This window comes from Pseudomonas sp. 2hn, assembly GCF_019646095.1.
In the GTDB taxonomy this organism is placed as follows: Bacteria; Pseudomonadota; Gammaproteobacteria; order Pseudomonadales; family Pseudomonadaceae; genus Aquipseudomonas; species Aquipseudomonas peradeniyensis.
In genome coordinates, this window is sequence record NZ_CP081016.1 from 588,362 (window position 1) to 615,172 (window position 26,811).

Below are 26,811 nucleotides of genomic sequence, written 5' to 3' on the forward strand. Positions count from 1 at the left end.
GCTCCTACAGGATTGGGTCCTTGTTCCATAAGCATCGAACATTTCGATCTTAAGCCACCATATTCCTCCTGCGCACCTGCGCCGGGCTGCTGATACAATCGGCCGATCTGAAAAATCCTACTATCCAGGAGCACAACGTGCCCGTCGTCTTTGTTGCCGCCTCTAAACTCCCGACTCCCTTTGCGATCTTCACCATGCATGGCTTCCTCGACGAAGCCACTGGCCGCGAGCATGTGGTGCTCAGCCTGGGTGACATCGCGGACGGCGAGCCGGTGCTGGGGCGCCTGCACTCCGAGTGCCTGACCGGCGATGCGCTGTTCAGCCAGCGCTGCGACTGCGGCTCGCAACTCGAAGCCGCGTTGCAGGCCATCGCTCGCGAAGGCCGTGGCGTGCTGCTGTACCTGCGCCAGGAGGGCCGTGGCATCGGCCTGCTGAACAAGATCCGCGCCTATGAGCTGCAGGATGGCGGCGCCGACACCGTCGAGGCCAACGAGCGCCTGGGCTTCGCCGCCGACCAGCGCGACTACGCCATGTGCCTGCCGATGCTCGAGCACCTGGGCGTGAAGTCGCTGCGTTTGATGACCAACAACCCGCGCAAGGTCAAGGCGTTGACCGACATGCACATCAAGGTCGCCGAGCGCGTGCCGCTGCACACCGGCCACAACCCGCACAACCGCCTGTACCTGGCCACCAAGGCCGACAAGCTTGGCCATATGATGGGCAACAAGCACCAGGGCGAGGTGCCCCAGGCGTGACCCGCGGCGAGGTGAAGCGGCGGCTGGCCCTGGCCTGGTGGCAGTACCTGGCCGTGGGCCTGTTGCCGTTGCCGATAATGGCCTGGGCGTTTGGCGGTGGAGAGCCGCTGATCCCGGTGCTGGCCATGCCCTTGTTCATCGCCGGGGCTGCGACCATGTTCCTCAGCCTGCCGCGCTTCGGTGCCTACAAGCGGGCGTTGATCGCCACCGACAAGCAGCTGGGCACGCCGGATGAACCCGCTGCCTGGATCGAGTTGGCGCGGGTCAGGCGCCTGGCCATGCTGTTCGCCTGCTTCCCCGCCTGGGTCGCGGCGCTGTCGGTGCTGGTCGGGCTGGAGGCGGTGCCGCAGATCCTCCTTGCTCTGTCCACCGTGGTGGTGCTGTACCTCTACCGTATCCCGCGCCAGCTCGGCTGATGCGGGCGTCCCTCGCCTTCCTAGCGCTCCTGTGCCTGGGCACCTTGGCCGAGGCCGAACCGCGTGTGGTCAGCCTGGCGCCGTCGATGACCGAGATCGTCCTCGAGCTGGAGGCCGGCGACCTGCTGGTGGGCCTGCTGGACGCGGGTGAGCGTCCGCCGAGCCTTCAGGCTCTGCCCTCGGTCGGGCGCCATGGCCAGTTGGACATGGAGCGCCTGCTCAGTCTCAAGCCTGACCTGCTGCTGCTCTGGCCTGGCAGCGTCGCGCCGGCCCAGCGCGACCAGCTCAAGCGCCTGGCTTTCGCCACGTTCAGCGGCGAGCCCGGCGACCTCGACCAGTTGATCGAGCAGATCGAAGCCATCGCCCGGCGCCTCGGGCGGGATGAGCAGGGCCATGCCTATGCCGCCGGCCTGCGTGAGCGACTACAAGCGCTGCGGGAACGCTACCGGCGCGACACGCCGCTGCGGGTGTTCTACCAGGTCTGGGACAAGCCGCTGTACACCTTGGGCGGGCGCCAGGTGGTCAGCGATGCCCTGCGCGTCTGCGGGGCGCGCAATGTGTTCGATGACCTGACCCAGCCCGCGCCGCAAGTCAGCGTGGAGTCGGTGCTGCTACGCGATCCCGAGGTGATCCTGGCGGGTGACGCGGCGCAGCTGGCCAGCTGGCGTCGCTGGCCGCAGCTGAGCGCGGTGAAGGAGGAAGGCTTGCTGGTGGTACCGGACAAGGGCCTGGAGCGGCCCAGCGGGCAGATGATCGAGGCCACCGCCCGGCTGTGCGCGTTGCTGGAGGCTAGAGGGACGGGGTCCAGGTAAGGCTCAGCAGCCAGGTGCGGCCTTCTTCGCGATAGCCGTACTGGCTGCCATCGAAGCTGTACAGGGCACGGCTGTATGGCTTGTCCAGCAGGTTGTCGAGTTTCAGTTCTAGCCGAACCTCGTCGCTCGCAGCCCAGCCTCCACGCAATCCAAGCAGGCCGTAGCCACCCAGCGCATTGCGATTGGCCTCGTCATCGTAGCTGCCGCTCACCGCCTGCCAGCTACCGCCCAGGCTGAACCGTTCGAATTGTCGATCCAGATCCAGGCTCAAGGTCCGTCGGGCGCGGCGGGCGAGGGTGTGCCCGCTGTCGCGATCGCGTGGGTCGATCAAGGCCAGGCCCAGTTGGCTGCGCCATTCGCCCCACTGCTGCTCCAGGCCCAGCTCAAAGCCGCTGATCCGGGCCGATGCCACGTTACGGGGGATGGAGCCTGCGCCGAAGATGATCGCGTCACGCAGGTCGGTGCGGTACAGCGAAGCCTCCAGGCGGCTTTCTTTGCTCAGTTGGCTACGCCACTGCAGCTCGTAGCTTTTCGAGCGCTCGGGGTCGAGGTTCGGGTTGCTGTACTGGGGGTAGTACAGATCGTTGAACGTCGGTGCGCGGAAACCTTCGCTGTAGGACAGCAAAACATCGTTGTCGACATTGACCGGTACCGTTACGCTGCCGCTCCAGGTGGTCTGGCCGCCGAACTGCTGGTTCTGGTCGCGGCGCACGCCCAATTCGGTGGAGAAGTGTTCACCGGTGAAGCGATGCTGGATGAACACGGCGCGATTGAAGCGGCTGTCCTCGGTAAAGTCGGTGCTGGCGTGGACGCGATCCTGATACCAGTCGGCCCCCGCCAGCAGGTTGTTGTGCTCATCCACGACGAAGTCGTTCTGCCAGATCACCTGGTCGCGATAGGTGTTGAACACGAAGCGCTCATCGCTGAGCTTGTCGCGTTTGTCGTCGCGGTTTTCGCTGTGACCCAACTCCAGGCGCGAATGCCAGGCCTCGGTGAGCTGGGCGTCCAGGTAGGTACCCAGGCTGCTGACCGTGAAATCGGTATAGGGCTTTTGGCCGAAACTCTGGAAAGTGGCCATGTCGAAGCGGCCAAAGGGATTGTCGTACTCGCTGCGTCCTCGGCTGTCGAGTAGGTTCAGGCCGGCTTCAAAACGCTCGTTGAAGGCATGGCTCAGGTTCAGATTGAGCGAGCGGTTGCGATAGGCGTCATGGTCGCCATCGCTGGCATACGACGGTCCGGTCGAATCGATGCCAGCGGTTTCGTCCAGGTTGGCGCCGAGGTTGAAGCGGGTCGCGTCATCGCCGCCCGACAACCCCAGGCTGCGTTGCCAGGTCTGGTTGCTGCCGGCCGCCAGGCGCAGGCGCGGTTGTAGGCCCTGGCCATCGCCACGGCGGGTGAAGATCTGGATCACCCCGCCAATGGCGTCGCTGCCGTAGATCGCTGAACGCGAGCCGCGCAGCACTTCCACACGTTCGATCTGGTCGACGTCGAGAAACTGCAGGCCACTGTCGCCAGAGGTGGCGTTGGCGATGCGCACGCCGTCGACCAGCACCAGGGTCTGGGCGGCCTTGGTGCCGCGGATGAAGATGCCGGGCAGGCTGCCGCGACCGCCGGTGGGCGCCACCTGCACGCCGGGGACGCGGGCGAGCAGGTCGGTGACGCCGCTGGGTTGCAGGCGGTCGATATCGGCACGGGTGAATACCGTGTTGGCGGCGCTGGTGGCGGTGCGCGACTCGACCTGGCGGCTGGCGCTGATCAGTACGTCGGGAAGCTTCAGGGCGTCGTCGCGGGAGGGTTCGGCGGCCAGGGCGGCGGCGGGGAGGCAGAGCAGGGGGAGGGCGCGGATCTTCATGGGCAGTTCCATTGCAATCGCGGGGCAAGCCCGCTCCCACGAAACCTGCCAGGCATTCGTGGGAGCGGGCTTGCCCCGCGATTGGGTCTTAAAGGCCTAGCTTGGCCATGCGGGCCTTGACCGAGGCTTCGATCCCGGCCACATCCAGCCCACACTCAGCCAGCATCTGCGCAGGCTTGGCATGCTCGACATAGATGTCCGGCAGGCCCAGGTGCAGCAGCGGCTTGACCACGCCCTCGCGGGCCAGGAACTCGCCGACGGCAGCGCCGGCGCCGCCCATGATGGCGTTCTCCTCGATGGTCACCAGCAACTCATGGCTGGCGGCCATCTCCAGTACCAGGGCCTCGTCCAGCGGCTTGACGAAACGCATGTCGACCACGCTGGCGTCGATCTGCTCGGCCACCTGCAGGGCCTCGGTCAGCTGCACACCGAACACCAGCAGGGCGACCTTGCCGCCCTGGCGGCGGACCACACCCTTGCCGATCTCCAGTGGCTCGAGGTCGCCGCTGATCGGCGCGTTGGGGCCGGTGCCGCGCGGGTAGCGCACGGCGGCCGGGCCCTTGTAGTGGTGGCCGGTGCTGAGCATCTTGCGCAGCTCGTTCTCGTTGCTGGGGGTCATCACCAGCATGCCGGGGATGCAGCGCAGATAGGACAGGTCGTAGGCGCCGGCGTGAGTCGGGCCGTCCTCGCCGACCAGGCCGGCGCGGTCAATGGCGAACAGCACATCGAGGTCCTGCACCGCCACGTCGTGGATCAGTTGGTCATAGGCACGCTGCAGGAAGGTGGAGTAGATCGCCACCACCGGCTTGGCGCCCTCGCAGGCCATGCCTGCGGCAAAGGTCACCGCGTGCTGTTCGGCGATGGCGACGTCGAAGTAGCGCTCGGGGTAGCGCTCGCTGAAGTCGACCAGGTCCGAGCCTTCCTTCATCGCCGGGGTGATGCCCACCAGGCGGTTGTCGGCGGCGGCCATGTCGCACAGCCACTGGCCGAACACGGCGGAATACTTCGGCCCGCTGGCCTTCTTCGGCGCCACTGGTTTGTCGGCCGGCTCCAGCTTGGTGATCGCGTGGTAGCCGATCGGGTCGACCTCGGCCGGGGCGAAGCCCTTGCCCTTCTTGGTGACCACGTGCAGGAACTGCGGGCCCTTGAGGTCGCGCATGTTGCGCAGGGTGGCGATCAGGGTCGGCAGGTCGTGGCCGTCGATCGGGCCGATGTAGTTCCAGCCCAGTTCCTCGAACAGGGTGCCGGGCACCAGCATGCCCTTGGCGTACTCTTCGGTGCGCCGGGCGATCTCCCAGGCCCCGGGCAGGCGCGACAGCACTTTCTTGCTGCCTTCGCGCATGCTGGCGTAGGTGCGGCTGGAGAGGATCTTGGCCAGGTAGTTGGACAGGCCGCCGACATTGCGCGAGATCGACATGTCGTTGTCGTTGAGGATGACCAGCATGTTGGCATCCACTTCCTGCGCATGGTTCAGCGCCTCGAAGGCCATGCCGGCGGTCAGCGCGCCGTCGCCGATCACGGCGATCGACTTGCGCGGATCGTTCTGCAGGCGGGCGGCGATGGCCATGCCCAGGGCGGCGCTGATCGAGGTACTGGAGTGACCGACGCCGAAGGTGTCGTACTCGCTCTCGCTGCGGCGCGGGAAGGCGGCGATGCCGTCCTTCTGGCGCAGGCTGAGCATGCGCTCGCGGCGACCGGTGAGGATCTTATGCGGGTAGGCCTGGTGGCCGACGTCCCACACCAACCGGTCATCCGGGGTGTCGAAGACGTAGTGCAGGGCGATCGTCAGCTCGATGACGCCCAGGCCTGCACCAAAATGCCCACCGGTCTGCCCCACGGTATAGAGCAGGTCCTGGCGCAGCTCGTCGGCCAGGGTCTCCAGGTCGGCTTCGGCCAGCCGGCGCAGGCCGGCGGGCGTGTCGGCGCGGTCCAGCAATGGCGTGACCGGGCGTTCGCGGGGGATCTCTTGAAACGTCGTGGGCATCAGGCGTGTCGTTATAGGTGTGAAGACGCGGCAGTTTACCCCATTGTAGGAAAAGCTGCCCATTCGGACGGGTGTATGAGGGCCACCGGTGCGGCAGAGATCCTGTAGGAGCGGCCTTGTGTCGCGAAAGGGCCGCACAGCGGCCCCGGCAATCTTTGCGTCAAGGCTGAAATCCCGGGGCTGCTGCGCACCCCTATCGCGACACAAGGCCGCTCCTACAGGGGGGATGTGTCAGGTCTTAGTGGCGGCGTTCGACGATGTAGCGGGCCAGCGCCCGCAACGGCTCGGCGTTTTCGTCAAAGCCTTGCAGCGCAGCCAGCGCCTGGTCGCGCAGCTCCAGGGCATAGGCCTTGGCCGCCTCCAGTCCGAGCAGCGCCGGGTAGGTCGGCTTGTCGCGGGCGATGTCGGCGCCCTGGCGCTTGCCCAGCGTCGCGGTGTCGCTCTCGACGTCGAGGATGTCGTCCTGCACCTGGAACGCCAGGCCGATGGCCTGTGCATAAGTCTGCAGGGCATCGAGCTGGGCCTGATCGGCGCGGGCGCTGGCCAGGGCGCCAAGGCGGACGCTGGCTTCGATCAGCGCGCCGGTCTTGTGCCGGTGCATGTATTCCAGGGCTTGCTGGTCGAGCTTGACGCCCACCGAGCCCAGGTCGATGGCCTGGCCGCCGACCATGCCGGCGGGGCCGGCGGCCTTGGCCAGGGCCTGGACCATCTGCAGGCGGATGGCGTCGGCCTGCGGGCTCAGGCGCGAGTCGAGCAGGGCGCTGAAAGCCAGGCTCTGCAGGCCGTCGCCGGCGAGGATCGCGCAGGCTTCGTCGAACGCCTTGTGGGTGGTGGGCTGGCCGCGACGCAGGTCGTCGTCGTCCATCGCCGGCAGGTCGTCATGCACCAGCGAGTAGGCGTGGATCAGTTCCACCGCGCAGGCCGCGCCGTTGGCATGTTCGGGCGGCACGCCGAAGGCTTCGCAGGCGGCATAGGCCAGCAGCGGACGCACGCGCTTGCCGCCGTTCATCACGCTGTAGCGCATGGCGGCGTAGAGGCGTTCGAGCTCCTTCGACGGCGCCTGGAACAGCGGTTCGAGGGCGGCGTCGACCCGTGCCTGGGCGCTCTGCTGGTACTGGGCGATCATGCCTCGGGCTCCGCGTCGAACGGCTGGGCGGCCAGCTCGCCGTCACGCTCCAGCAGGATCTGCACCTTCTGCTCGGCCTGGGCCAGGGCACCCTGGCAATCGCGGGTCAGGGCGATGCCCTGCTCGAAGGCGGCCAGCGACTCTTCCAGCGACAGTTCGCCGTTCTCCAGGCGTTCGACCAGGGCTTGCAGGTCGGCGAGGGATTGTTCGAAATCGATGGAGGTTTTTTTGCGGGCCATGGCGACTGTCTCGGTGGCATTCAGAACGGCGCGACACTAGCAGAGCGGGGCAGGGGGAGCAAATTGCATGGGCCTATCGTTCGTCGCATTTTGTTGCACTTGTTCGGTGTGAGCCATCTTGCAATCCGCGAAGCAATCGAATTGTGGGGGTGACGGGCCTCTGCCATAATCCGCGCGCTCTGGCCTGCGGGTCAGAGACCTTTCTTCCCGACGTCATGTAATGGACTACGTTGTGAGCTTCCTCTCGATCGAATTCGGCCTCTGTTTCACGCTGTTCTTCATGCTTTATTGGAGCCTGTGCTGGAGCATGCGGTTGCAGAACCTGCTGCTGCTGAGCGCCAGCTATGGCCTGGTGGCGAGCTTCAGCCTGCAGTCGCTGTATATCCTGCTGGGCTACAGCGCGCTGGTGTACCTGCTCGGCCTGCTGGCGGGGCGCTATCCCGGGCGCTGGTTCAGCCGTGTGCTGCTGCTGACTCTGGTGCTGGGCTGCTTCTACCTGTTCAAGTACCAGGAGTTCTTCGTCGGCGGCGCCCAGGGTGCCCTGGCGGCGGCCGGGTTCGAGGTGTCGCTGCCGCTGCTGGAAGTGCTGGTGCCGATCGGGCTGTCGTTCTACACCTTCCATTCGGTCAGCTACCTGGTGTCGATCAACCGCCGCGAGCTGGCGCCAGCGGCGCCGCTGGACCTGGCCCTGTACCTGGCGTTCTTCCCCAGCCTGGTGGCCGGGCCGGTCAACCGTGCGCTGCACATGCTGCCGCAGATCCGCCCACCGGCCATGCGCCAGGTGCTGGAACCGCAGCGGGCGCTGGGGCTGATCGCCATGGCGGTGGTCAAGCTGTTCTTCCTCAGCGCCTGGCTGGGCAGCGAGTGGGTCGACCCGGTATTCGACACCCCGGGCAGCGCCAGCCCCGAGCAGGTGCTGCTGAGCGTGTACGGCTACAGCTTGCTGATCTACTTCAATTTCAGCGGCTACACCAATCTGGTCACCGGCATCGCCCTGTTGCTGGGCTTTCGCCTGCCGGACAACTTCGATGCGCCGTACGCCGCGCACAACCTCAAGGAATTCTGGGGGCGCTGGCACATCAGCCTGTCGCGCTTCATCCGCGACTACGTGTACATCCCGCTGGGCGGCAACCGCAAGGGCGTATGGCGCGGCAACCTGAACATGCTGCTGGCGATGCTGGTGTCCGGCCTGTGGCACGGGGCGAGCGTGAACTTCATCATCTGGGGCGCCCTGCATGGTGTCGGCCTGGCCATTTCCAAGCTGTTCAGCCAGTGGTTTCCGGGCTTCGCCCGGCTGCCGGGCTGCGGCCTGCTGGCGCGCCTGATGACCTTCCATTACGTGGCCTTCGCCTGGATCTTCTTCCGCAGCCCGACGCTGGACGGCGCGCTGGAGATGCTCGGCGACATCGGCCAGCTGAGCCTGGCGGGGCTGAACAGCACCACGGGCTTGATGCTGCTGGCCTGCGTGCTGTTCGTGGCCAGTTATCCACAGTGGCTGGCGCTGTTGCGCCAGAGTGGCGCGCTGTTCCAGCGTCTGCCGTGGCAGCTGTATCCGATCCCGCTCGGGGTCGGTGTGTCGTTGGTGATTTTCGCTTCGCAGTCGGGCGTGCCGGGGTTCATCTATGCAAGCTTCTGATAGCAAACAGCTGTTCCAGGTGCAGATGGGCGCCGCCCGTGGCTTGTATGCGATCGTGGTCACCACCGCGTTGCTGTTCTGGCTGAACCAGGACTCGATCAAGCTCTACTGCCAGCAGAAGTACCACCAGAGCTGCGAGATACCGCTGCTGGGCCAGATGCCTGCCTGGCGCGTGGGGGCGCAGCTGACGGCGATGCTGGAAGCGCAGCGCGATGACCTGCTTGAGCAGTTGCTGCCCGCGCCGCAACTGGCCGAGGGGCCGGCGGTCGAGGTGCTGCCCGCACCGCTGCCGGTGGTCACGGTCGATCTGGAAACCCCGGCGGCCGTGGCCAAACCGTTGCCACCAGTGTCGACGCCGGCGCATGTGCAGCCGACGCCTGCGCCGCTTCATGCGCCAGCCCCCGTCGTTGTCGCCCAGCCTGCGCCGCCCGCGCCTGCACCCGCGTTGCTGCAGCCGGGTACCGTGGCTTCGCTGGCCGCTGGCGACGAAGTGTTCCTGGTCGGCGACTCGCTGATGCAGGGCGTGGCGCCGCACCTGGCCAACAGCCTGCGCAAGCGCTACCAGATCCGTACCGTCAACCTCAGCAAGCAGAGCACCGGCCTTGCCTACCCGGGCTTCTTCAACTGGCCGAAGACCGTGGCCGACACCCTCGATCACGAACCCAACGTGCGCCTGATGGTGGTGTTCCTCGGCCCCAACGACCCCTGGGACATGCCCCAGGGCAAGGGCAAGCCGTTCCTGCGCTTCAAGTCGCCGGAGTGGGAGCTCGCCTACCGCGCCCGCATCGATTCGATCCTCGAGCAGGCCCGCGCGCACAACGTGCAGGTGATCTGGGTCGGGCCGCCGAACATGGAGAAGGCGCGACTGTCCACGGCCATGGGCTACCTCAGCGGGCTCTACCAGGAGCAGACCGCGCTGTTCGGCCAGCACTACGTGTCGGCCAATCCGATCCTCGGCTACGCCGACGCCAACTTCTCGTATACGGTGCAGACACCACAGGGCAAGCGGGTCAAGGTGCGGGTCGACGACGGTATTCATTTCACCATCACAGGCCAGAAGATGATCGCCGAACAGGTTCTGTCGCTGATCAGCTTCCCGGGCCTGACCGTTACAGGACATTGAGATGCGCCAATGGCATCACCTGCTGGGCCTGGCCCTGCTGATCAGCGCCGCGCCGGGTTGCAGTACCGGCGCCAACAGCGTGAGCGCCCAGCCCACGGCCCGGCCCGCCGCCGCGCCAGCCGCCCGCCAGGACGGCAACCTCGCCTTGCTCGCCGGCAAGCTGCGCAACGCTGGCCGGGCGCCGGTTGCCATCGTCCAGCTGGGTGACTCGCACACTGCTGCCGACCTGTTCAGCGGCGAGCTGCGCAAGCTGTTGCAGGCGCGCTACGGCGATGGCGGCATCGGCCTGGTGCCGGCTTCGCCGGTGCCGGGAATCCGCAACGACCGGGTGATCATCAAGAGCGAGAAGCGCCAGTGGGAGCTGGTGTCAGCGCGTAACCAGCAGAGTCAGCAGTTCCCGCTGGGGGGCTATCTGTCGCTGCCATTGGCCAATCGCGCCAGTGTGGTGCTTCAGGCGCGGGACGAGGACCACCAGCGCTACAAGGTCTCGGCGCTGTACCAGTCGAGCGCCAGCGCCAGCCTCTTCGTCAATGGCGGCCAGCGCCGCGTGCTGCCGGCCAGCAATGGCCAGTGGCGCTTCAGCCCGGCCTACGCCAATGTCGGCCTGCCGGTGCAGCTGAGTGTCGAGGGCGGCCGGGGTGTCGCTTTGGGTGCCTGGTACATCCAGGGGCAGAAGAATGCCGGGGTGACCTACTCGGCGCTGGGTATCAACGGTGCGCGCCTGGACGTGGTGGACAAGTGGCAACCGGGCTGGCGCGACAGCCTCAAGGCCGTACGGCCTGACCTGGTGATCCTGGCCTACGGCACCAACGAAGCGTTCGATGACAAGCTCGACCTGGCGCTGTACCAGACGCAACTGGACGCGACCCTCACGGGCCTGCGCAAGGACCTGCCGCAGGCGGCGATCCTGCTGGTCGGGCCGCCGGACTCGATCAAGCAGCGCAAGGCGCGCAGCTGTGCGGCGCGCCAGCCCCAACCGCTGGCCTCGGTGATCCGTATCCAGAAGCAGATGGCGCACAAGCACAAGGCGCTGTTCTGGGATTGGCAGGGGTTCATGGGCGGGCCATGCTCGATCGCCGGCTGGCAGGCGGGTGGGTTGGCGCGGCCGGATCTGGTGCACCTGACGGCTGATGGCTATCGCAAGAGTGCGGCGGGGTTGTATGAGTTTCTGAAGGGGCCGTTGGGGTTGCGTTGAGGCCTGGCCTCATCGCGGGGCAAGCCCGCTCCCACGGTGATCGGGGCGGGCTTGCTCAGGTATCAGGCCGGCTCGGCCTGCAGCTCGACCATCGCCTCGCGATAGCGCGCCAGTTCCTCGATGGTCAGTACCGGCAGGTTGTACTGGCGGGCATACACCGCCACCTGCTCGCCGCGGGCCATGCTGCCGTCGGGGTTCATCAGTTCGCACAGCACCGCCGCCGGGCGCAGGCCGGCCAGGCGGGCCAGGTCCACCGAGCCTTCGGTGTGGCCGCGACGGGTCAGCACGCCGCCATCGCGGGCGCGCAGCGGAAACACATGGCCTGGGCTTACGATATGACGTTCCTGCGCGGTCGAGCGCAGCGCGGCTTCGATGGTGGTGATGCGGTCCTGTGCCGACACGCCGGTGCTGACCCCTTCGGCGGCCTCGATGGTGACGGTGAAGCCGGTGCCATGACGGGCCTGGTTGTTCTGCACCATCGGCGCCAACTGCAGGGCATCGACGGTGGCTTCGTCCAGGCACAGGCAGACGATGCCGCTGCAATCGCGGATCATCATGGCCATGGTCTGCAGCGACAGGTTCTCGGCGGCGGCGACGATATCGGCTTCGTCCTCGCGGTCGTCGTCGTCAAGCAGCAGCACGGGGCGCCCGGCCTGGAAGGCGGTGATGGCGGCGCTGACATTGGGGAATTGCTTGTGGTGCATGGTGGACATGAAACGCTCCTCGTGAATGATCGATGAACGTCTCGGGGCGAACAAAATGCGCGCGCAGGGGCGCCCGGACGGCCCCTGCCAAACGCCTTCTTTCATCCGGACTATGACCGTCGGCCCTGGAATCTCACCAGGTCTGCTGACCCCCGGCATGGCCGGGGCGCTCGCGGGCTCATCTTTCGATTTACCGCCGGTGGGGACTTTCACCCCGCCCTGAAGACCGGCCAAGCATACAGCACTGTGCCAGCGGGCTGGCAAGCCCTACGACTTTAGTTGTTGCCAGTCCAGCCCGAAGCGCGCCAGGTACTTGCGCAGGCGGTCGGCGTCGTTGGGGTTGGCCTTCTCCTGGCGCGATACCGCGAACAGCTGACGCCCGGCCTCGGACAGGCTCGGGGCGCGGCGGCAGACCTCGATGACCGCCTGCAACTGCACCTGGTCGAACAGGTCGAGTGCGCGGTCGGCCAAAAGTGGCTCGCTGGCCGACTCCAGGCCCCATGCATAGCGCAGCCGGGCAATCTCTTCCTCGACCATTTCCTCATCGATACGCCCGCTGTCGGCCAGGGTCGCCATGCGCGTGATCGACGCCGACAGCTCGCGGAAGTTACCGGCCCAGCGGGCCTCGCCGGCATGGGCGAAGGCCAGGTAGCGGCGCTTGGCCTCGAGGTTGAAGCGCACCTGGCGCCCTTGTTCGCGGGCATGGCGCTGCAGCTCGAAATCGAGGTTCGGCTCGATGTCCTCGCGGCGTGCGGCCAGGCCCGGGAGGGCGAAGGTCCACAGGTTGATGCGGGCGAACAGGTCCTCGCGGAACGAGCCGTCGGCGACCTTGGCGCGCAGGTCGCGGTGGGTGCCGGCGATCAGCTGGAAGTCGCTTTCCACTTCGCGGTCCGCGCCCAGCGGGAAGAAGCGTTTTTCCTCGATGGCCTTGAGCAGCATGGCCTGTTCGTCGGCGCCCAGTTCACCGATCTCGTCGAGGAACAGCATGCCGCCGTCGGCGGCGCGCAGCAGGCCGTCGCGGGCGTTCTGGGCGCCGGTGAAGGCGCCCTTGGCGTGGCCGAACAGGGTCGACATGGCGCCGTCGCCGCGCAGGGTGGCGCAGTTCACTTCGATGAAGCGTCCGCCCAGCTGATGGCGCCCGCGCTTGAGCTCATGGACGCGGCGGGCCAGGAACGACTTGCCGGCGCCGGTCGGGCCGACCAGCAGCATGGGGGCCTTCGAGCGCAGGGCGACCCGCTCGATCTGTTCGATGGTGCGGTTGAAATCCGGGTTGCGCGTGGCGATGCCGGACTTGAGCAGCGACTGCCCCTCGACCTGCTCGCGGCGAAAGCGCGAGGCGATCGGGTCATAGCGCGACAGGTCGAGGTCGATCAGGGTGGCGATGCCGGCCGGGTCGCTGTTTTCGTCCTGCTTGCGCGAGGGCGAGGTCTGTACCAGGCGCGCCGGCAGGTAGCGCGCCTCGGTGAGCAGGAACCAGCAGATCTGCGCGACGTGGGTGCCGGTGGTGATGTGCACCAGGTAGTCCTCGTGCTCGGTGTCGAAGCTGTAACCGCTGGCGAAGTCGTGCAAGGCGCCGTAGACCTCCTCGAAGTCCCACGGGTTGCGCAGCGCCAGCGGGTGCAGGCGCACCTCGGTGCCGGGCGAGACCTGCTGGATGTCGCCGCGAATGCGGTCGGCCAGGCTCTGGTCGCGCGCGCTGGGGCCGTGGATCAGTTCCAGGCGGTCCAGGGGCAGGTCGGCTTGCTGGCACAGGCCGATGGTCGGTCGCCAGCTGTTCCAGCGTGCGGCGCCCTTGCCGTTGCGGTCGAGGGTGGTGCCGAGGAAGCCGATGGCGACGAGTGGCTTGCTCATCCTTGATTATCCTTGAAGATAAATTGGTATCTGATGGTATACGAAAATCTGAATGTTCACGTGTCATTTGAACTGTACGCGCGTTAATCAGACAAAAATAAATCTATATAAAACAATTATTTAGATAATTTCATCAGTGCCGAATGAAAACCTGGCACGCCGCTCGCAATAACCCTCTCGACCGCATCGCCAGGCAGGCCCTCGGGACAGGGGAACCCCCCGCCGGTGCACGTACCCACCTTCAGGTGTCGGTGTCGTGCATGCCGCCGCCGCAACGACCGGTCATTGCTGCGCTGGGCCCCTGGAAAGGCAGGCGCAGACGCTCGCCGGGCAACGCCCCGGCACTACCCTCCTAAGGTAGCTGTAACCGCAACACCCGCCGGTGGGGCACAGGCAACGCAAGCAGGGCCAGGACGGCCCGTCACTGCGAAGGACGCCTGGCCCACCGCTGGCCCACCCGGCTCGCCGGCCGGGCCTGGCGCAACGATGGTGGCCGCTGGAGCAAGGTTCCCGGCCCCGGACTCCGCCAGGCTTCGCTCGCGACGCCCGCTGGGTTGGCGACCACCGGCAACCAAGGACATTGAACAAAGGATGAGCAAGATGAACATGTTGAAGCGCTTTGTAGTGAAGAAGAACGAACACGGCCTGTTGCTGAACGATGGCGATTTCGAGGCGATCCTCGAGCCGGGCCAGTACAAGCGTTTCGATTGGCAGGGGCGGCTGACGCTGAAGACCTGCCCCCAGGATTCCCCGCTGCACGACTATCCCCTCGAGCGCTATCTGCGCCAACATGAGCTGGCGTTGGTCGAGCAGTATTTCCTTACCCTGGACATGGCCGAAAACGAAGTGGGCCTGCGTTTCGAGGATGGTCAGTTGAAGGAACTGCTGGCAGCTGACAGCCGCCGCCTGCAATGGAAAGGCCAGACCCGGCAGAGCGTGACGCGGATCGACCTGGCCCAGGGGCGGCGCCTGGACACCGAGCTGCTGGCGCGCCTGAACAAACCGGGAATCGCCGGCATGGACAACGTGCTGCTGGTGACGGTGCCGACCTTCAGCGTCGGTGTGCTGCGCATCGACGGTGTCGTGGTCGACCTGCTGCAGGCCGGGCAGCACGGCTTCTGGCGCTGCGGCGCCCAGGTGGTGGTGGACACGGTGGATACGCGTCGTCCGGTTTCGGACGTCAACGTACGGGAGTTGCTCGCCCGGGGCATGGACCAGCACCTGGTGTGCATGGACCTGAGCGAGCATGAGGTCGGGCTGCGCTTCGAGGACGGCAAGCTGGTAGAAGTGCTGCCGCCGGACAGCCGCCGCGCCTACTGGAAAGACCAGGCCAGGCACGAACTGCAGCGTCTCGACCTTACCCACGGCCAGTGCCTGGACGCCGAGTTGGTGACCCGCCTGAACCGTCCGGGTATCGCCGGCATGGACCATGTACTGCTGGCGCTGGTGCCGGCCTTCCATGTCGGCGTGCTGAAGATCGACGGCGTGGTGGTTGGGTTGCTCGAGCCCGGGCAGCATGGCTACTGGCGCTGCGGCAGCCAGGTGGCGGTAGAGATGGTCGACACCCGCCTGCAGGCACTGGAGGTGAGCGGCCAGGAGATTCTCACCCGCGACAAGGTCAACCTGCGCCTGAGCCTGGTGGCCAACTGGCGTTATACCGACGTGCTCGGTGCCCATGGGCAGATGAGCAAGCCGGTTGAGCACCTGTACCGCGAGCTGCAGTTCGGTCTGCGTGCGGCAGTGGGCACCCGGACGCTCGATGAGTTGTTGGAGAACAAGCAACTGATCGACGACAGCGTTACCGAGCACCTGCAGGCGCAGTTGCCGGGCAGTGGCCTGGAGGTGGGCAGCCTCGGGCTGCGCGACATCATCCTGCCGGGCGAAATGAAGACCCTGCTGGCGCAGGTGGTGGAGGCGGAAAAGGCCGCCCAGGCCAACGTGATCCGGCGCCGTGAGGAAACCCAGGCGACCCGTTCGCTGCTCAACACCGCCAAGGTGATGGAAGGCAACCCGACGGCCCTGCGCCTGAAGGAGCTGGAAACCCTGGAGCGGGTGGCCGAGCGCATCGACCGGATTTCGGTGTTCGGTGGCCTGGATCAGGTATTGAATGGAATGGTCAGCCTCAAGGCGGGTTGACCCTTTGCGACACGACGTAGCGCAACAAGGAACAAGGCAATGAACATACTCGAAGTGGCGGGCGGCAAGCCGATCAAACTGTGGACCGACGGTGTGCCGGTCGAGGACGACGCCCGCAAGCAGCTGATGAACACGGCGAAGATGCCGTTCATCTTCAAGCACCTGGCGGTGATGCCGGATGTGCACCTGGGCAAGGGCTCGACCATCGGCAGCGTGATCCCCACCGTGGGCGCGATCATCCCGGCGGCGGTGGGCGTGGACATCGGCTGCGGCATGATCGCCGCGCGCACCTCGCTGCACGCCCGCGACCTGCCGGACAACCTGCACGGCCTGCGCACGGCCATCGAAAAGGCCGTGCCCCATGGCAAGACCTTCGGCCGTCGCGACCAGGGCGCCTGGGACACTGTGCCGAACCAGGCCGACCAGGTATGGAGCGGCCTGGCCGGGCGCTTCAAGGCGATCACCGACAAGCACCCGCGGCTGGAGAAGACCAACAACCGCCAGCACCTGGGGACACTGGGTGGCGGCAACCACTTCATCGAAGTCTGCCTGGACGAGGCCGACCGGGTCTGGTTCATGCTGCACAGCGGCTCGCGCGGTGTGGGTAATGCCATCGGCAACCTGTTCATCGAACTGGCCCAGGCCGACATGCGCCAGCACATGGTCAACCTGCCGGATCGGGACCTTGCGTATTTCGAGGAAGGCAGCCGGCACTTCGCCGACTATGTCGAGGCGGTCGAGTGGGCGCAGGATTTCGCCCGGCACAACCGCGAGCTGATGATGCAGGCGGTGGTCGCCGCCACCCGCAAGGTGCTGGGCAAACCGTTCGAGGCCAGCCTCGAGGCGGTCAACTGCCACCATAACTATGTGCAGAAGGAGCAGCACTTCGGCCGTGAGGTGCTGGTGACCCGCAAGGGCGCGGTGTCGGCGCAGAAGGGCCAGCTGGGCATCATCCCCGGCTCCATGGGCGCCAAGAGCTTCATCGTCCGTGGCCTGGGCAACGAGGAGGCGTTCTGCTCGTGCAGCCATGGCGCGGGCCGGGTGATGAGCCGTACCAAGGCCAAGAGCCGCTTCACCGTCGAGGACCAGCAGCGCGCCACCGCCCATGTGGAGTGCCGCAAGGACAAGGATGTGATCGACGAGATCCCGATGGCCTACAAGGACATCGATGCGGTGATGCAGGCCCAGCGGGAGTTGGTCGAAGTGGTGCATACCCTGCGTCAGGTGGTGTGCGTGAAAGGTTGAAATGGGCGCCATATGGCGCCCTGTACAAGGAACGAAGACATGTATCAGGGCGACCCCCACCCATTGCCCGAGGCCATGCGCGCCCGGGTGCTCGATGAATTGCAACGTATCGAGCGTGAGCACGAGGTGACCGTGCTCTATGCCTGCGAGTCCGGCAGCCGTGCCTGGGGCTTCGCTTCGCCGGACAGCGATTACGATGTGCGTTTTGTCTATGTGCCGCGCAATGACTGGTACCTGCGGGCGGACGAGCCTCGCGATGTGATCGAGCGGCCGCTGAGCGACGAGCTGGACATCAGCGGCTGGGAGCTGCGCAAGACCTTGCGCCTGATGCGCGGCGCCAACCCGAGCTTGCTCGAGTGGCTGGGCTCGCCGCTGGTGTACCGTGCCGACGCCGAAGCTACCGGGCGTTTGCGCGAGCTGGGCGAGGCTTTCTACTCGCCGCGCGCGGTGCGCCACCACTACCTGTCGATGGCACGCAAGAACCTGCGCGGCTACCTGATGGGCGAGACGGTGCGCTTCAAGAAGTACCTGTATGTGCTGCGGCCGTTGCTGGCGGTGCGCTGGATCGACCAGGGCCTGGGCATGCCGCCGACGGCGTTCGCCGCGCTGATGGCGCGTACCGTCGATGACCCGCGGCTGCAGGCGGCGATCGACGCGCTGCTGGCTGTGAAGCGCCGCAGTGGCGAGGCCGAGCACGGACCGCGGGATGAGGTGTTGCACGAGTTCATCGAGGCCGAGCTGGCACGGGCTGATGAGGCGCGGGAGGTGCCGGTGATACGGGGTGACAGCGGCTTGCTGGATGGGTTTCTGCGGGAGACCGTGCACAAGTACCCTGCATGACTGGGTAAACACGTAAACTCATTGACTTAGCGAGATCCTGTGGGAGCGGGTTTACCCGCGGAGCATCCAGTGCGGTGTATGGCACCGGCTCCGCCGGTGTTCGCGGCGGTGCGGCGGTCCGACAAGCCCGCTCCCACAGAGGTACAGTTTCCTGGGCGATCTCCCATGCACTGCTGTGCAAGCATGTGGATATTTCAGCGACTGATGAACATCCCGCCGGCTTCGGCGCGCACGCGCAGGCCATGGCTCTCGCTCAGCATGGCCAGGGCCAGTGGCAGGTCATCGACCGGGAAGCTGCCGGAGACCCGCAACTCGGCCACGGCCGGGTCACAGACCAGGCGCTGGTCGCTGTAGCGCATCAATTCCTGGGCCCACTGCAATAGCGGCATGTCGTCGACCACCAGCAAACCCCTGCGCCAGGCCAGCTGGGTGTCGCGGGCGGTTTCCACCAGGCCGAGCCGGTCGCGGTCGAAGCGCACCTGCGAGCCTGCGTGAATCACGGTGCCACTGCCGGCCTTGGGAGTGACACGCACGGCGCCTTCAAAGACCGCGAGCTGGGTCTCGCGAGGGCGCTGATACACGCTGAAGCGGGTGCCCAGCGCCTGCATCAGGCTGTGCTCGGTCCGCACCCGCAACGGTCGCGATGGGTCCGCCGCGGTGACGATGTACACCTCGCCACGGCGCAGGTGCAGCAGACGTTCCCCGGCCGAATACAGCACTCGCAGCTCGCTGTCGCTGTTGAGGGTGACCTGGGTGCCATCGCTCAGCAACAGCTCGCGGCGCTCGCCCACTGCGGTCTGGTAGTCGACTCCTTCCCGGGTCTGTCGCCATGCCCACCAGCCCAGCGGGGCCGCGCCGATCAGCACCAGCAGGCCACGCAGCACGGTGCGCCGGCTGCTGTCCTGCGGACGAACCAGGGTTTGCCGGGCGAGGGTCGGCGGCAGGGTGCCGAGGCGGGTCAGCAGGCGCTGGGCACGCTTCCAGGCACGTTCGTGGTCCGGGTCGCGGCGCCGCCAGCGCTCCAGTTCGAGCTGTTGCGCCGGCGTCAGCGCGCCTTCCTGCATCAGCAGCAACCAGGCGGCGGCCTCGGCGAGCACGGCCTGGGCAATGGCGGGCTGGTCACTCATCGGGCATCCGGCTCAGGCAGGCCATGTAGCCCTCATGGATGTACTTCTTCACCGTCGGCAGCGCGATGTTCAAGTTCTGGGCGATGTCTTTCTGTTTCATGCCGTCCAGGGTGGCCATCAGGAACGCCTGCCTGACCCGTGGGCGCAGGCCGTCGAGCACCGCGTCGATTTCGTGCAGGGTCTCGAGGATGACGCTCTGCTGTTCCGGGGATGGCTGCAGCGCCTCGGGCACCAGCGCCAGCGCCTCGAGCCAGGCTTGCTCCAGCGAATGGCGACGGCGCCAGCTGACCAGCACGCAGTTGGCGATGCGGGTCAGGTAGGCGCGTGGCTGGCGCAGGGTGTCGGGCTGGTTGCTGTCGCGGCTGGCGAGCACGCGCACGAAGATGTCCTGGGCCAGGTCGTCGGCCACGCCGCGCCCCCAGGAGCGCAACCGGTACGCCAGCCAGCCGCGCAGCCAGGCGTGGTGCTCGATGTACAGCGTGGTGACGGCGCAGTGTTCGGCGGGCTGGGGCGGGGTCTTGAAAAGGGTCATGGCTGGGAGGCGTCAGGGTGTAAATGCAAACAATTATCACTAGATTTGGTTAAATCACAAGATCAAGTGAAAATGCGAATCGCACGCATATACCTTTTTCGCCGTCATGCGACAGAAGGGGTGCAAGCCCGCATCGAGTGCCGGGCACTGACCTCACGAGCGAGAAAAGCATGCCCGCAATCCGTCGGCTCCCCCCTGTTTCGCGTCCTTCGCAACGCTTGTCCCCGATCAGCTTCGCCGTGCGTTGCGCGATGCTCGGCTGCCTGATGGGCACGGCTTCGACCCTGGCCCAGGCCGCCGAGTCCCCGGCCGTGGCGTCCACCCGGCTCGACGATGCCACGCTGCGCGACTACGACATCGCCAAGGGCCCGCTGGGCACCGCGCTGGGCGTGTTTGCCAGCCAATCAGGGCTGCTGCTGTCCTATGACCCCGAGCTGACTCGCGGCCGCGCGGCGCCGGCGCTCAAGGGCCGCTATACCGTGCAGGAGGGGGCCCGGCGTCTGCTGGCCAACAGTGGCCTGCAACTGCTGGCGAACTCGCGGGGCGCGTACATCCTTATCCCGCAGGCCCAGGCATCAGCGACAGCGACGGAGCTGACGCCGACCATGGTCGCGGCCAGCGAGCTGCTTGACCCACAGCGCGACACCTATCGCGCGCCACGCTCGACGGTGCACCTGTCGCGTGAAGACCTCGACCGCTTCAGCACCGTCTCGGTGGGCGACATGCTCAAGGGCGTGGCCGGCGTGCAGGTGGGCGACAGCCGCAACGGCGGCGCGCTGGACGTCAACATTCGCGGCATCCAGGGGCAGAGCCGGGTAGCGGTCAGGGTCGATGGTTCGGAGCAGGCGGTGGATGTCTACCGGGGCTACGGCGGCACCCAGCAGCGCAGCTACATCGACCCCGACCTGATCAGCAGCGTCACTGTGAACAAGGGCCCCAGTACCCGCTCGGGCGCAATCGGCGGCTCGGTGGAGATGAAGACCATCGGCGTCGATGACATCCTGGTCGATGGCAAGGATGTCGGCGTGCGCCTGACCGGCAACCTGTGGAACAACGGTGTGGAGCCCGAGCACCGCAACCGCAACTCCAGGGACGAGGACCTGAGCGCGGTGCCACGCGACGAACGCGGCAGCCTGTTCGGCTCCAAGGCCGAGTCCGGCAGCGCCGCCTTTGGCTACTCCCACGAACGCTTCGACCTGGTGGCGGCCTATGCGCACCGCAACCAGGGCAACTACTTTTCCGGCAAGAAGGGCCAGGACCGCTACCGGCTCTACGACCGCGACGGTGACGAACAGCCGAGCGTCGCCAACACCTACAACGCCGGCGAGGAGGTGCTCAACTCGTCGTCCGAGACCGACTCCTACCTGCTCAAGACCACCTGGCGGCTGGCCGACGACCATACCCTGGACCTGGGTTACCGCCGCTTCGACGGACACATGGGCGAGATCATGCCGTCGGACATCTTCCGCTACGGCACCGCCGGTATCTACCAGTACCCCACCAGCGAAATCCAGATCGACACCTACACCGCCCGCTATCACTACCTGCCCGAGGGCAATCCGTGGGTGGACCTCAGCAGCAGGCTGTGGATGACCGACTCGAAGACCAGTACCTTGAGCGCGGCCTGGATGGCGCCCAAGTCGCAGCTGTACCGTACCGATCGCGCCTGGTCCCGCCAGGACAACCGCCGCATCGGCGGCGACCTGAACAACGTGTCGCGCTTCACCACCGCCCATGGCGATTTCAAGCTCGACCTGGGCGGCGCGTTCCAGCTCGAGGACCTCCAGCCGCAAAGCAACGTGGTCTCCACCCAGCACGACATCAACGCCAACCGCATGCTGCGCGACGCCTCGCGTCAGGAGTTCAGCTTCAACGGCAACCTGGAATACAAACCCACTGAAACACTGACGCTGTGGGGCGGCGGCCGCTATGCCCACTACCAGACCAAGGACAACACCGTGCTGGCCGAGGCGCGCCGCGAGGAGCGGGAAATGCGCTGGATCACCGCCAGCAGCCCGGGGCATTGGGGCAGCATGATGTGGTTCCCCGACCAGAACGGCCAGTACACCGACGCCACCGATCCACGCCTGAACAACGGCATCGTCTTCGAGAACAGCAACGAGCCGTTCAATGGCGTGCCGTTCAACGAGTCCGGCGCGACCAACGTGGAGGTTCATCCCGAAGGTGTCAGCAATGTGGTCACCGGCTACGCCTACACCCCGCAGGGCAAGAGCCGCGGCGGTGGCTTCGCACCGGCCTTCGGCATCAATTTCGAGTTCCTCCCGGACACCTTCGTCTACGCCTCCTACACCGAGGGCCTGCGCCTGCCGTCGCTGTTCGAGACCAGCCAGGGCACCCAGCAGGTCACCCCGGGCAAGCACCTCAAGCCCGAGCGTTCGCGCAGCTGGGAAGTGGGCGTGAGTGCCTTGCGCAGCGACCTGCTGACCGCGGGCGACGAGGCGTCGGCCAAGCTGGCCTGGTTCGACAACGACATCAAGAACTACATCACCCGCTACTACGACCCGAGCCCGGGCCTGTGGGGGCAGATGACCTTCAGCAACACCGACAGCTTCCACACCCGTGGCCTGGAACTGCAGTCGCACTACGATGCCGGGCGCGTGTTCGCCGACCTCTCGGCCACCTACTACCTGATGACCGAGACCTGCGACGCGGCCTTCGCTGCCAAGCTGCGCGCCAGCGCCAATCGCTACCAGCGCACCCAGGACACCCCGGACTGCACGTCGGGCAGCTACATGGGCTCGTACACCAACACCCAGAACCCGCCACGCTTCTCGGCCAACCTGCTTGGCGGGATGCGCTTCTTCGACGAGGCACTGACCGTGGGCGGGCGCATGACCTACAGCTCGGGACCGACCGCGCAGATGGACAAACCCTGGCAGACCGGCGCGACCACGCCGCAGATCGACTACCGCTCGGTGGCGTTGTTCGACCTGTTCCTCAAGTACAAGCTGCTGGAGCACACCGAGTTGAATGTGTCGGTGCAGAACCTGACCGACCGCTACTACCTGGATCCGCTGGCGCAGAGCTTCATGCCGGCACCGGGACGGACCTGGCGGGTGGGGATGGTGGCGCGCTTCTGAGGGGGCGCCCGACTTTTCGCCAGGCATTAAAAAGCCGGCTTGTGGCCGGCTTCTCGGGGACGGTCTTGGCTCATTTTTGATAAGCCGCAACCGCCTTAAACGGTTGGCAACATGGCCTGAAAAAGATGGCGGACGGCTGTGTGAGGCGTCGCCAGGCCCTCTGGAATGCGGCTTGCACCATCAGGGGGCATGATGTGCGGCGTAGCATACCCGTGTGCGCGGCGCATGCCCAGCAAAAAGTGGTGTTTCAGCCGGGGCGTGCCGGGCGCAGGCTTGACCACCAGAACACCCAGCCGAGGATTTCCAGGTTCTGCACCCGGCGCTGATAGGCGGTATAGCGTTCACTGGGGTGGTTGAGGCGGTCATGGCTGTGCAGGCACAGGGTGCCGTTGTGGCCAAGGGTGAGGTGCTGCACGCGCAGGCGGCCGTTGTGCAGCAGGGCGTAGCATTCGCCTTCAACCACCCGGGTGCAGCCGCGGTCGATGGCCAGCAGGGCACCCTGGGGCAGCAGCGGGGCCATGTTATTGCCTGGCATGCCGAGGCAGATGGCCTTTTCCGCGTTGACCTGCACCCACTCCAAGGCTCGCCGGGGTATCGGCTGGTAGTGCCCTGGCAGCACCTGCAGTTTGCCATCGCGCACCTGGTGCAGTGGCAGGTGGGTCAGGTCCGTGTCCAGGGCCTGCAGCGGCGGTGGCAGCGCCAGGTTTGGCGCCGCCGATGTCGCGGGAGCCAGGGGTGTCGGATGCTTCGGTCCCTCGCCACTGCGCAGCCAGCGCCTGCGCACGCAGAACAGGTCGGCAATTTCATCGAGCCGGGCCTGGGGCACGCCGCGCTTGAACCAGTTGTTGACGTGCTGCGACGAGACCTTGCGCTGGGCGGCAAAGTCGGAGGGGGTCAGGTTGCACTCCAGCAGGAGGGCCTTGAGACGGTCACCGGATGTTTTCATGGTGCCGAGTCTATAGGCCCTCGAACGGTGTGGAAATCAACCCGATGTCGAGGAAATTTGTAGGAAACGTAGCGGTTTGTAGGGCAATGCCTAGGATCGCGTGAGAGGTCTCTTTTTATGCCTATTCGAAGGGCGATTTCCCTTGGCGAGCGCCCATAAAAAAGCCCTGCCGAAGCAGGGCTTTTCTTGTGTCAGGCTCAGCCCTTGTAGGCAGCGACCGACTTGGTGATCGCGGCGCGGGCGGCGTCGGCGCCTTCCCAGCCTTCGATCTTGACCCACTTGCCCTTCTCGAGATCCTTGTAGTTCGCGAAGAAGTGCTCGATCTGCTGGATCAGCAGGGCTGGCAGGTCGGTGTATTCCTTCACGTCGACGTACAGCTGGCTCAGCTTGTCGTGTGGAACAGCGATGACCTTGGCATCGCCGCCGCCGTCGTCGGTCATGTTCAGCACGCCGACTGGACGAGCGCGGATCACTGCGCCTGGAGCGACCGGGTACGGAGTCACGACCAGCACGTCCAGCGGATCACCGTCGTCGGCCAGGGTGTTGGGGATATAGCCGTAGTTGGCCGGATAGAACATCGGGGTGGCCATGAAACGGTCGACGAACAGGGCATCGCTGTCCTTGTCGATCTCGTACTTGATCGGCGCGTGGTTGGCCGGGATTTCGATGGCGACGTAGATGTCGTTCGGCAGGTCTTTGCCGGCTGGAATCTTGCTGTAGCTCATTGGGCAATGCCCCCGTGTTTGATCAAAAAAGTGGCGGCGATTATAGGCACATTCCCACGGTGGGTGCCACGCCCGGCCTGATGTGCGGGCGTTCAGGCGTGGCTTTCGCGGTAGTCCGGATGTTCGGCCTGCAGGTGCATCAGGCGCTTCAGCGGATCCTGGCGATAGAACAGCGACAGCTGCTGGTAGACCTGCGGCCAGGCCTGGTGCAGCAGATCGGGGGCGCTGAAGAAGTATTCGCTGGTGACGGCAAAGAACTCGGCCGGGTTCTCCGCGGCGTAGGGATCGATGGCCGTTTCGGCGTCGGGGTCGGCATCGAGCTGGCGATTCATCGCGTCATAGGCCTGCTGCATGGCCTGGGCCCAGTCCTCGACACGCATGCCGTGGTGCAGTGGCGGCAGGCCGTTGGCATCGCCGTTGAGCATGTCCAGCTTGTGCGCCAGTTCGTGGATCACCAGGTTGTAGGCTTCCCAGCCACCGCTGGCCAGGACCCCGGGCCAGGCCAGGATCACCGGGCCCTGTTGCCAGGCCTCGCCGCTGTGCTCGGCGTCCCAGACATGTTCGACACCGCTGGCGTCGCGATGGCGCTGGGGGCTCTTGAAGTCATCGGGGTAGAGGATGATCTCGTGGAAGCCCTGGTACCAGTTCAGCTCGCCCAGGTGCAGCAGCGGCAGCTGGGCCTGGGCGGCGAGGAACAGGCGCTGCTCGTCGTCCAGCTCGACGCCCGGCAGGGTGGTCAGGTGCTTGTCGTGCAGGAACAGCACACTGGCTTCACGCAGCCAGCGGTCTTCCTCGTCGCTGATGCCGTCCAGCAGCGGCAGGCGATCGCGGATCACCTGCCACATGCGTGGGTCGACTGGATAACGGGCCAGGGTGCGCCGGCGGCGCCAGGCGCTGAACGACCACATGCGCCGGTCAGTGGGCCTTGGCCGTGCGGCCGAAGCGACCGCGCAGCAGGCCGAGGATCATCGGCACCAGCGACAGGATGATGATGCCGACCACCATCAGCGACAGGTGCTGCTTGATGAACGGCACGTTGCCGAAGAAGTAGCCCAGGGTCACCAGGCCGCCGACCCACAGCAGCGAACCGGCCACGCTGAAGGCGAGGAAGCGCGGGTAGTGCATGTGGGCGATGCCGGCGACGAACGGCGCGAAGGTACGCAGGATCGGCAGGAAGCGCGCCAGGGTGACGGTCTTGCCGCCGTGGCGCTCGTAGAACTCGTGGGTGCGCTGCAGGTAGTCCTGGCGGAAGATCTTCGATTTGGGGTTGCGGAACAGGCGTTCGCCAGCCGTGCGCCCGATCACGTAGTTGGTGCTGTCGCCGAGGATTGCTGCGGCCATCAGCAGGCCGGCCAGCAGCACCGGATCCATGCCGCCACCGGCGGCCACGGCGCCGGCGATGAACAGCAGCGAGTCGCCCGGCAGGAATGGCATGACCACCAGGCCGGTCTCGCAGAAGATCACGGCGAAGAGGATGGCGTAGATCCAGGGGCCGTAGTTGTTGACCAGCAGATCGAGGTAGGCATCGAGATGCAGGATGAGGTCCAGCGGGTTGAAATCCATGTACAGCACCTGTGTTCTTGACCCGCGTCTACGGGCGCGCGATGACGGACAGCGCCATGGTTGGGGACGGTTTACCGGCTAGGCGGGTAACTTTTCGCACATGACAGGAGGGGGATTATACGGCGAAGTCCGGATTGTGCCCGGAGAGTTTGTAGCGGAGCGTTACGACGGGGTAATTGGGCTTGCAAAGGATGAGTCTGCTGTCACGCGGTTCCTGTAGGAGCGGCCTTGTGTCGCGATGGGGCGCGCAGCGGCCCCCAAAATGTCGACATCATGCAAAACCGTCGGGGCCGCTGCTCGGCCCATCGCGACACAAGGCCGCTCCCACAGAGAGCACAAGTGCGCCAGGCATCAATCCTGACTGATCGGCAAGATATAGTTCTCGAACTCGGTGTCCTTGCGAAACCCCATGGATTCATAGGTCTTGCGCGCCACTTCGTTGTCGCTGCTGGTGGACACGCGCATGCGCACGGCGTTGGATTGCTTGGCCATCTTCTTGGCTTCGCGCATCAGGTTGTCGGCCACCAGCATGCGTCGTGAGTCCTCGGCCACGTAGATGTCGTTGAGGATCCACACGCGCTTGAGCGACAGCGAGGAGAAGCTCGGGTAGAGCTGGCAGAAGCCCAGCAGGCGGTCGTCACCGTCATCCGGCAGGGCCAGGTAGATGATCGACTCCTTGCGCTTGAGGCGCTTCTCGAGAAAGGCCCGCGAACTGTCCGGGTAAGGCAGTTGCCCATAGAACTCACGGTATTTCACGAACAGCGGGGTGAGCAGGTCGAGGTGTTCCAAGGTTGCCTGGATGATGCGCATGGGCGGGCCTCTGAGTCCATTGGGGGTACGGCGGATTGCCTGCAGCGTCCTCTGGCATGCTGCCTAAAGCAGGCCAGAAGCGCAATCCGCCTT

The 26,811-nt window shown here is 65.9% G+C and carries 22 protein-coding genes, 1 pseudogene and 1 riboswitch; of the genes and pseudogenes, 10 read left to right on the forward strand and 13 right to left on the reverse strand.

Annotation, left to right across the window (positions count from 1 at the left end; genetic code table 11):
• Window positions 1-137 precede the first annotated feature (137 nt).
• From ribA to K2O50_RS02835, 3 genes are read left to right on the forward strand one after another with little or no spacing between them, the layout of a single operon-like run.
• A complete protein-coding gene (gene ribA / locus K2O50_RS02825) occupies window positions 138-755 on the forward strand; it encodes a GTP cyclohydrolase II (RefSeq protein ID WP_050703589.1) in 618 nt (205 codons plus the stop codon).
• Entirely contained in the window at window positions 752-1,171 is a 420-nt protein-coding gene (locus tag K2O50_RS02830) for a hypothetical protein (protein ID WP_050703590.1), read from the forward strand. Before ribA ends, K2O50_RS02830 begins: the two co-directional genes overlap by 4 nt.
• Window positions 1,171-1,983 (forward strand): cobalamin-binding protein, encoded by an 813-nt coding sequence (locus tag K2O50_RS02835; RefSeq protein ID WP_050703591.1) that lies wholly within the window; start codon window positions 1,171-1,173, stop codon window positions 1,981-1,983. The genes K2O50_RS02830 and K2O50_RS02835 overlap by 1 nt, the downstream gene beginning before the upstream one ends.
• Here the strand turns inward: K2O50_RS02835 and K2O50_RS02840 are convergent.
• From K2O50_RS02840 to K2O50_RS02855, 4 genes are all read right to left on the reverse strand, one after another.
• Window positions 1,961-3,847 (reverse strand): TonB-dependent receptor domain-containing protein, encoded by a 1,887-nt coding sequence (locus tag K2O50_RS02840; RefSeq protein ID WP_220689967.1) that lies wholly within the window; start codon window positions 3,845-3,847, stop codon window positions 1,961-1,963. The genes K2O50_RS02835 and K2O50_RS02840 overlap by 23 nt on opposite strands.
• Before the next feature lie 76 nt (window positions 3,848-3,923).
• The gene (dxs, locus tag K2O50_RS02845) at window positions 3,924-5,819 is read right to left on the reverse strand and encodes a 1-deoxy-D-xylulose-5-phosphate synthase (protein WP_050707160.1); all 1,896 of its coding nucleotides are present in this window, start codon (window positions 5,817-5,819) and stop codon (window positions 3,924-3,926) included.
• A 238-nt stretch (window positions 5,820-6,057) separates the two neighbouring features.
• Window positions 6,058-6,945 (reverse strand): (2E,6E)-farnesyl diphosphate synthase, encoded by an 888-nt coding sequence (ispA, locus tag K2O50_RS02850; RefSeq protein WP_050707159.1) that lies wholly within the window; start codon window positions 6,943-6,945, stop codon window positions 6,058-6,060.
• Entirely contained in the window at window positions 6,942-7,184 is a 243-nt protein-coding gene (locus K2O50_RS02855) for an exodeoxyribonuclease VII small subunit (protein WP_028690287.1), read from the reverse strand. The genes ispA and K2O50_RS02855 overlap by 4 nt, the downstream gene beginning before the upstream one ends.
• 220 nt (window positions 7,185-7,404) lie before the next feature.
• Between K2O50_RS02855 and K2O50_RS02860 the strand changes: the two genes are divergently transcribed.
• From K2O50_RS02860 to K2O50_RS02870, 3 genes are read left to right on the forward strand one after another with little or no spacing between them, the layout of a single operon-like run.
• Window positions 7,405-8,820: an MBOAT family protein gene (locus K2O50_RS02860; protein WP_050707158.1), complete on the forward strand. Its 1,416-nt coding sequence runs from the start codon at window positions 7,405-7,407 to the stop codon at window positions 8,818-8,820.
• Complete coding sequence (locus K2O50_RS02865; protein ID WP_050707157.1) at window positions 8,807-9,943, forward strand: SGNH family hydrolase; 1,137 nt, start codon at window positions 8,807-8,809, stop codon at window positions 9,941-9,943. The genes K2O50_RS02860 and K2O50_RS02865 overlap by 14 nt, the downstream gene beginning before the upstream one ends.
• Before the next feature lies 1 nt (window position 9,944).
• Entirely contained in the window at window positions 9,945-11,138 is a 1,194-nt protein-coding gene (locus K2O50_RS02870) for an SGNH/GDSL hydrolase family protein (RefSeq protein WP_050707156.1), read from the forward strand.
• 62 nt (window positions 11,139-11,200) lie between these two features.
• Here the strand turns inward: K2O50_RS02870 and ribB are convergent, their stop codons facing one another.
• Window positions 11,201-11,851 (reverse strand): 3,4-dihydroxy-2-butanone-4-phosphate synthase, encoded by a 651-nt coding sequence (gene ribB, locus K2O50_RS02875; RefSeq protein ID WP_050707155.1) that lies wholly within the window; start codon window positions 11,849-11,851, stop codon window positions 11,201-11,203.
• An 80-nt stretch (window positions 11,852-11,931) separates the two neighbouring features.
• Window positions 11,932-12,073: riboswitch (FMN riboswitch) on the reverse strand.
• A gap of 36 nt (window positions 12,074-12,109) precedes the next feature.
• Window positions 12,110-13,693 (reverse strand): RNA repair transcriptional activator RtcR, encoded by a 1,584-nt coding sequence (gene rtcR / locus K2O50_RS02880; protein ID WP_050707154.1) that lies wholly within the window; start codon window positions 13,691-13,693, stop codon window positions 12,110-12,112.
• 1,227 nt (window positions 13,694-14,920) lie between these two features.
• Here rtcR and K2O50_RS02885 point away from each other — a divergent pair.
• From K2O50_RS02885 to K2O50_RS02895, 3 genes and pseudogenes are all read left to right on the forward strand, one after another.
• A pseudogene (locus K2O50_RS02885) lies at window positions 14,921-15,829 on the forward strand (slipin family protein); the annotation flags it as partial.
• Between the two features lie 39 nt (window positions 15,830-15,868).
• On the forward strand, window positions 15,869-17,074 hold the full coding sequence (locus tag K2O50_RS02890; RefSeq protein ID WP_050707153.1) for an RtcB family protein: 1,206 nt from the start codon (window positions 15,869-15,871) through the stop codon (window positions 17,072-17,074).
• 39 nt (window positions 17,075-17,113) lie between these two features.
• Window positions 17,114-17,914, forward strand: a complete 801-nt coding sequence (locus K2O50_RS02895) for a nucleotidyltransferase domain-containing protein (RefSeq protein WP_050707152.1) — start codon at window positions 17,114-17,116, stop codon at window positions 17,912-17,914.
• Between the two features lie 194 nt (window positions 17,915-18,108).
• Here the strand turns inward: K2O50_RS02895 and K2O50_RS02900 are convergent, their stop codons facing one another.
• Complete coding sequence (locus K2O50_RS02900) at window positions 18,109-19,041, reverse strand: FecR family protein (protein ID WP_050707151.1); 933 nt, start codon at window positions 19,039-19,041, stop codon at window positions 18,109-18,111.
• Window positions 19,034-19,573: a sigma-70 family RNA polymerase sigma factor gene (locus K2O50_RS02905; protein ID WP_050707150.1), complete on the reverse strand. Its 540-nt coding sequence runs from the start codon at window positions 19,571-19,573 to the stop codon at window positions 19,034-19,036. Before K2O50_RS02905 ends, K2O50_RS02900 begins: the two co-directional genes overlap by 8 nt.
• 170 nt (window positions 19,574-19,743) lie before the next feature.
• On the opposite strand from K2O50_RS02905, the gene K2O50_RS02910 reads away from it, so the two are divergent.
• A complete protein-coding gene (locus K2O50_RS02910; protein WP_156329672.1) occupies window positions 19,744-22,674 on the forward strand; it encodes a TonB-dependent receptor in 2,931 nt (976 codons plus the stop codon).
• Between the two features lie 247 nt (window positions 22,675-22,921).
• Here the strand turns inward: K2O50_RS02910 and K2O50_RS02915 are convergent, their stop codons facing one another.
• The 5 genes from K2O50_RS02915 to K2O50_RS02935 all read right to left on the reverse strand — a co-directional run bounded on the left by K2O50_RS02915 (window position 22,922) and on the right by K2O50_RS02935 (window position 26,718).
• Window positions 22,922-23,620, reverse strand: a complete 699-nt coding sequence (locus K2O50_RS02915) for an XRE family transcriptional regulator (protein WP_050707148.1) — start codon at window positions 23,618-23,620, stop codon at window positions 22,922-22,924.
• A 197-nt stretch (window positions 23,621-23,817) separates the two neighbouring features.
• Window positions 23,818-24,345, reverse strand: coding sequence for an inorganic diphosphatase (ppa, locus tag K2O50_RS02920; RefSeq protein WP_050707147.1), 528 nt, complete (start codon window positions 24,343-24,345; stop codon window positions 23,818-23,820).
• A gap of 92 nt (window positions 24,346-24,437) precedes the next feature.
• Window positions 24,438-25,253, reverse strand: coding sequence for a zinc-dependent peptidase (locus K2O50_RS02925; protein WP_050707146.1), 816 nt, complete (start codon window positions 25,251-25,253; stop codon window positions 24,438-24,440).
• 7 nt (window positions 25,254-25,260) lie between these two features.
• Entirely contained in the window at window positions 25,261-25,908 is a 648-nt protein-coding gene (locus K2O50_RS02930; protein WP_050707161.1) for a DedA family protein, read from the reverse strand.
• Window positions 25,909-26,259: 351 nt separating this feature from the next.
• Window positions 26,260-26,718 (reverse strand): GNAT family N-acetyltransferase, encoded by a 459-nt coding sequence (locus tag K2O50_RS02935; RefSeq protein WP_028690317.1) that lies wholly within the window; start codon window positions 26,716-26,718, stop codon window positions 26,260-26,262.
• Window positions 26,719-26,811 lie beyond the last annotated feature (93 nt).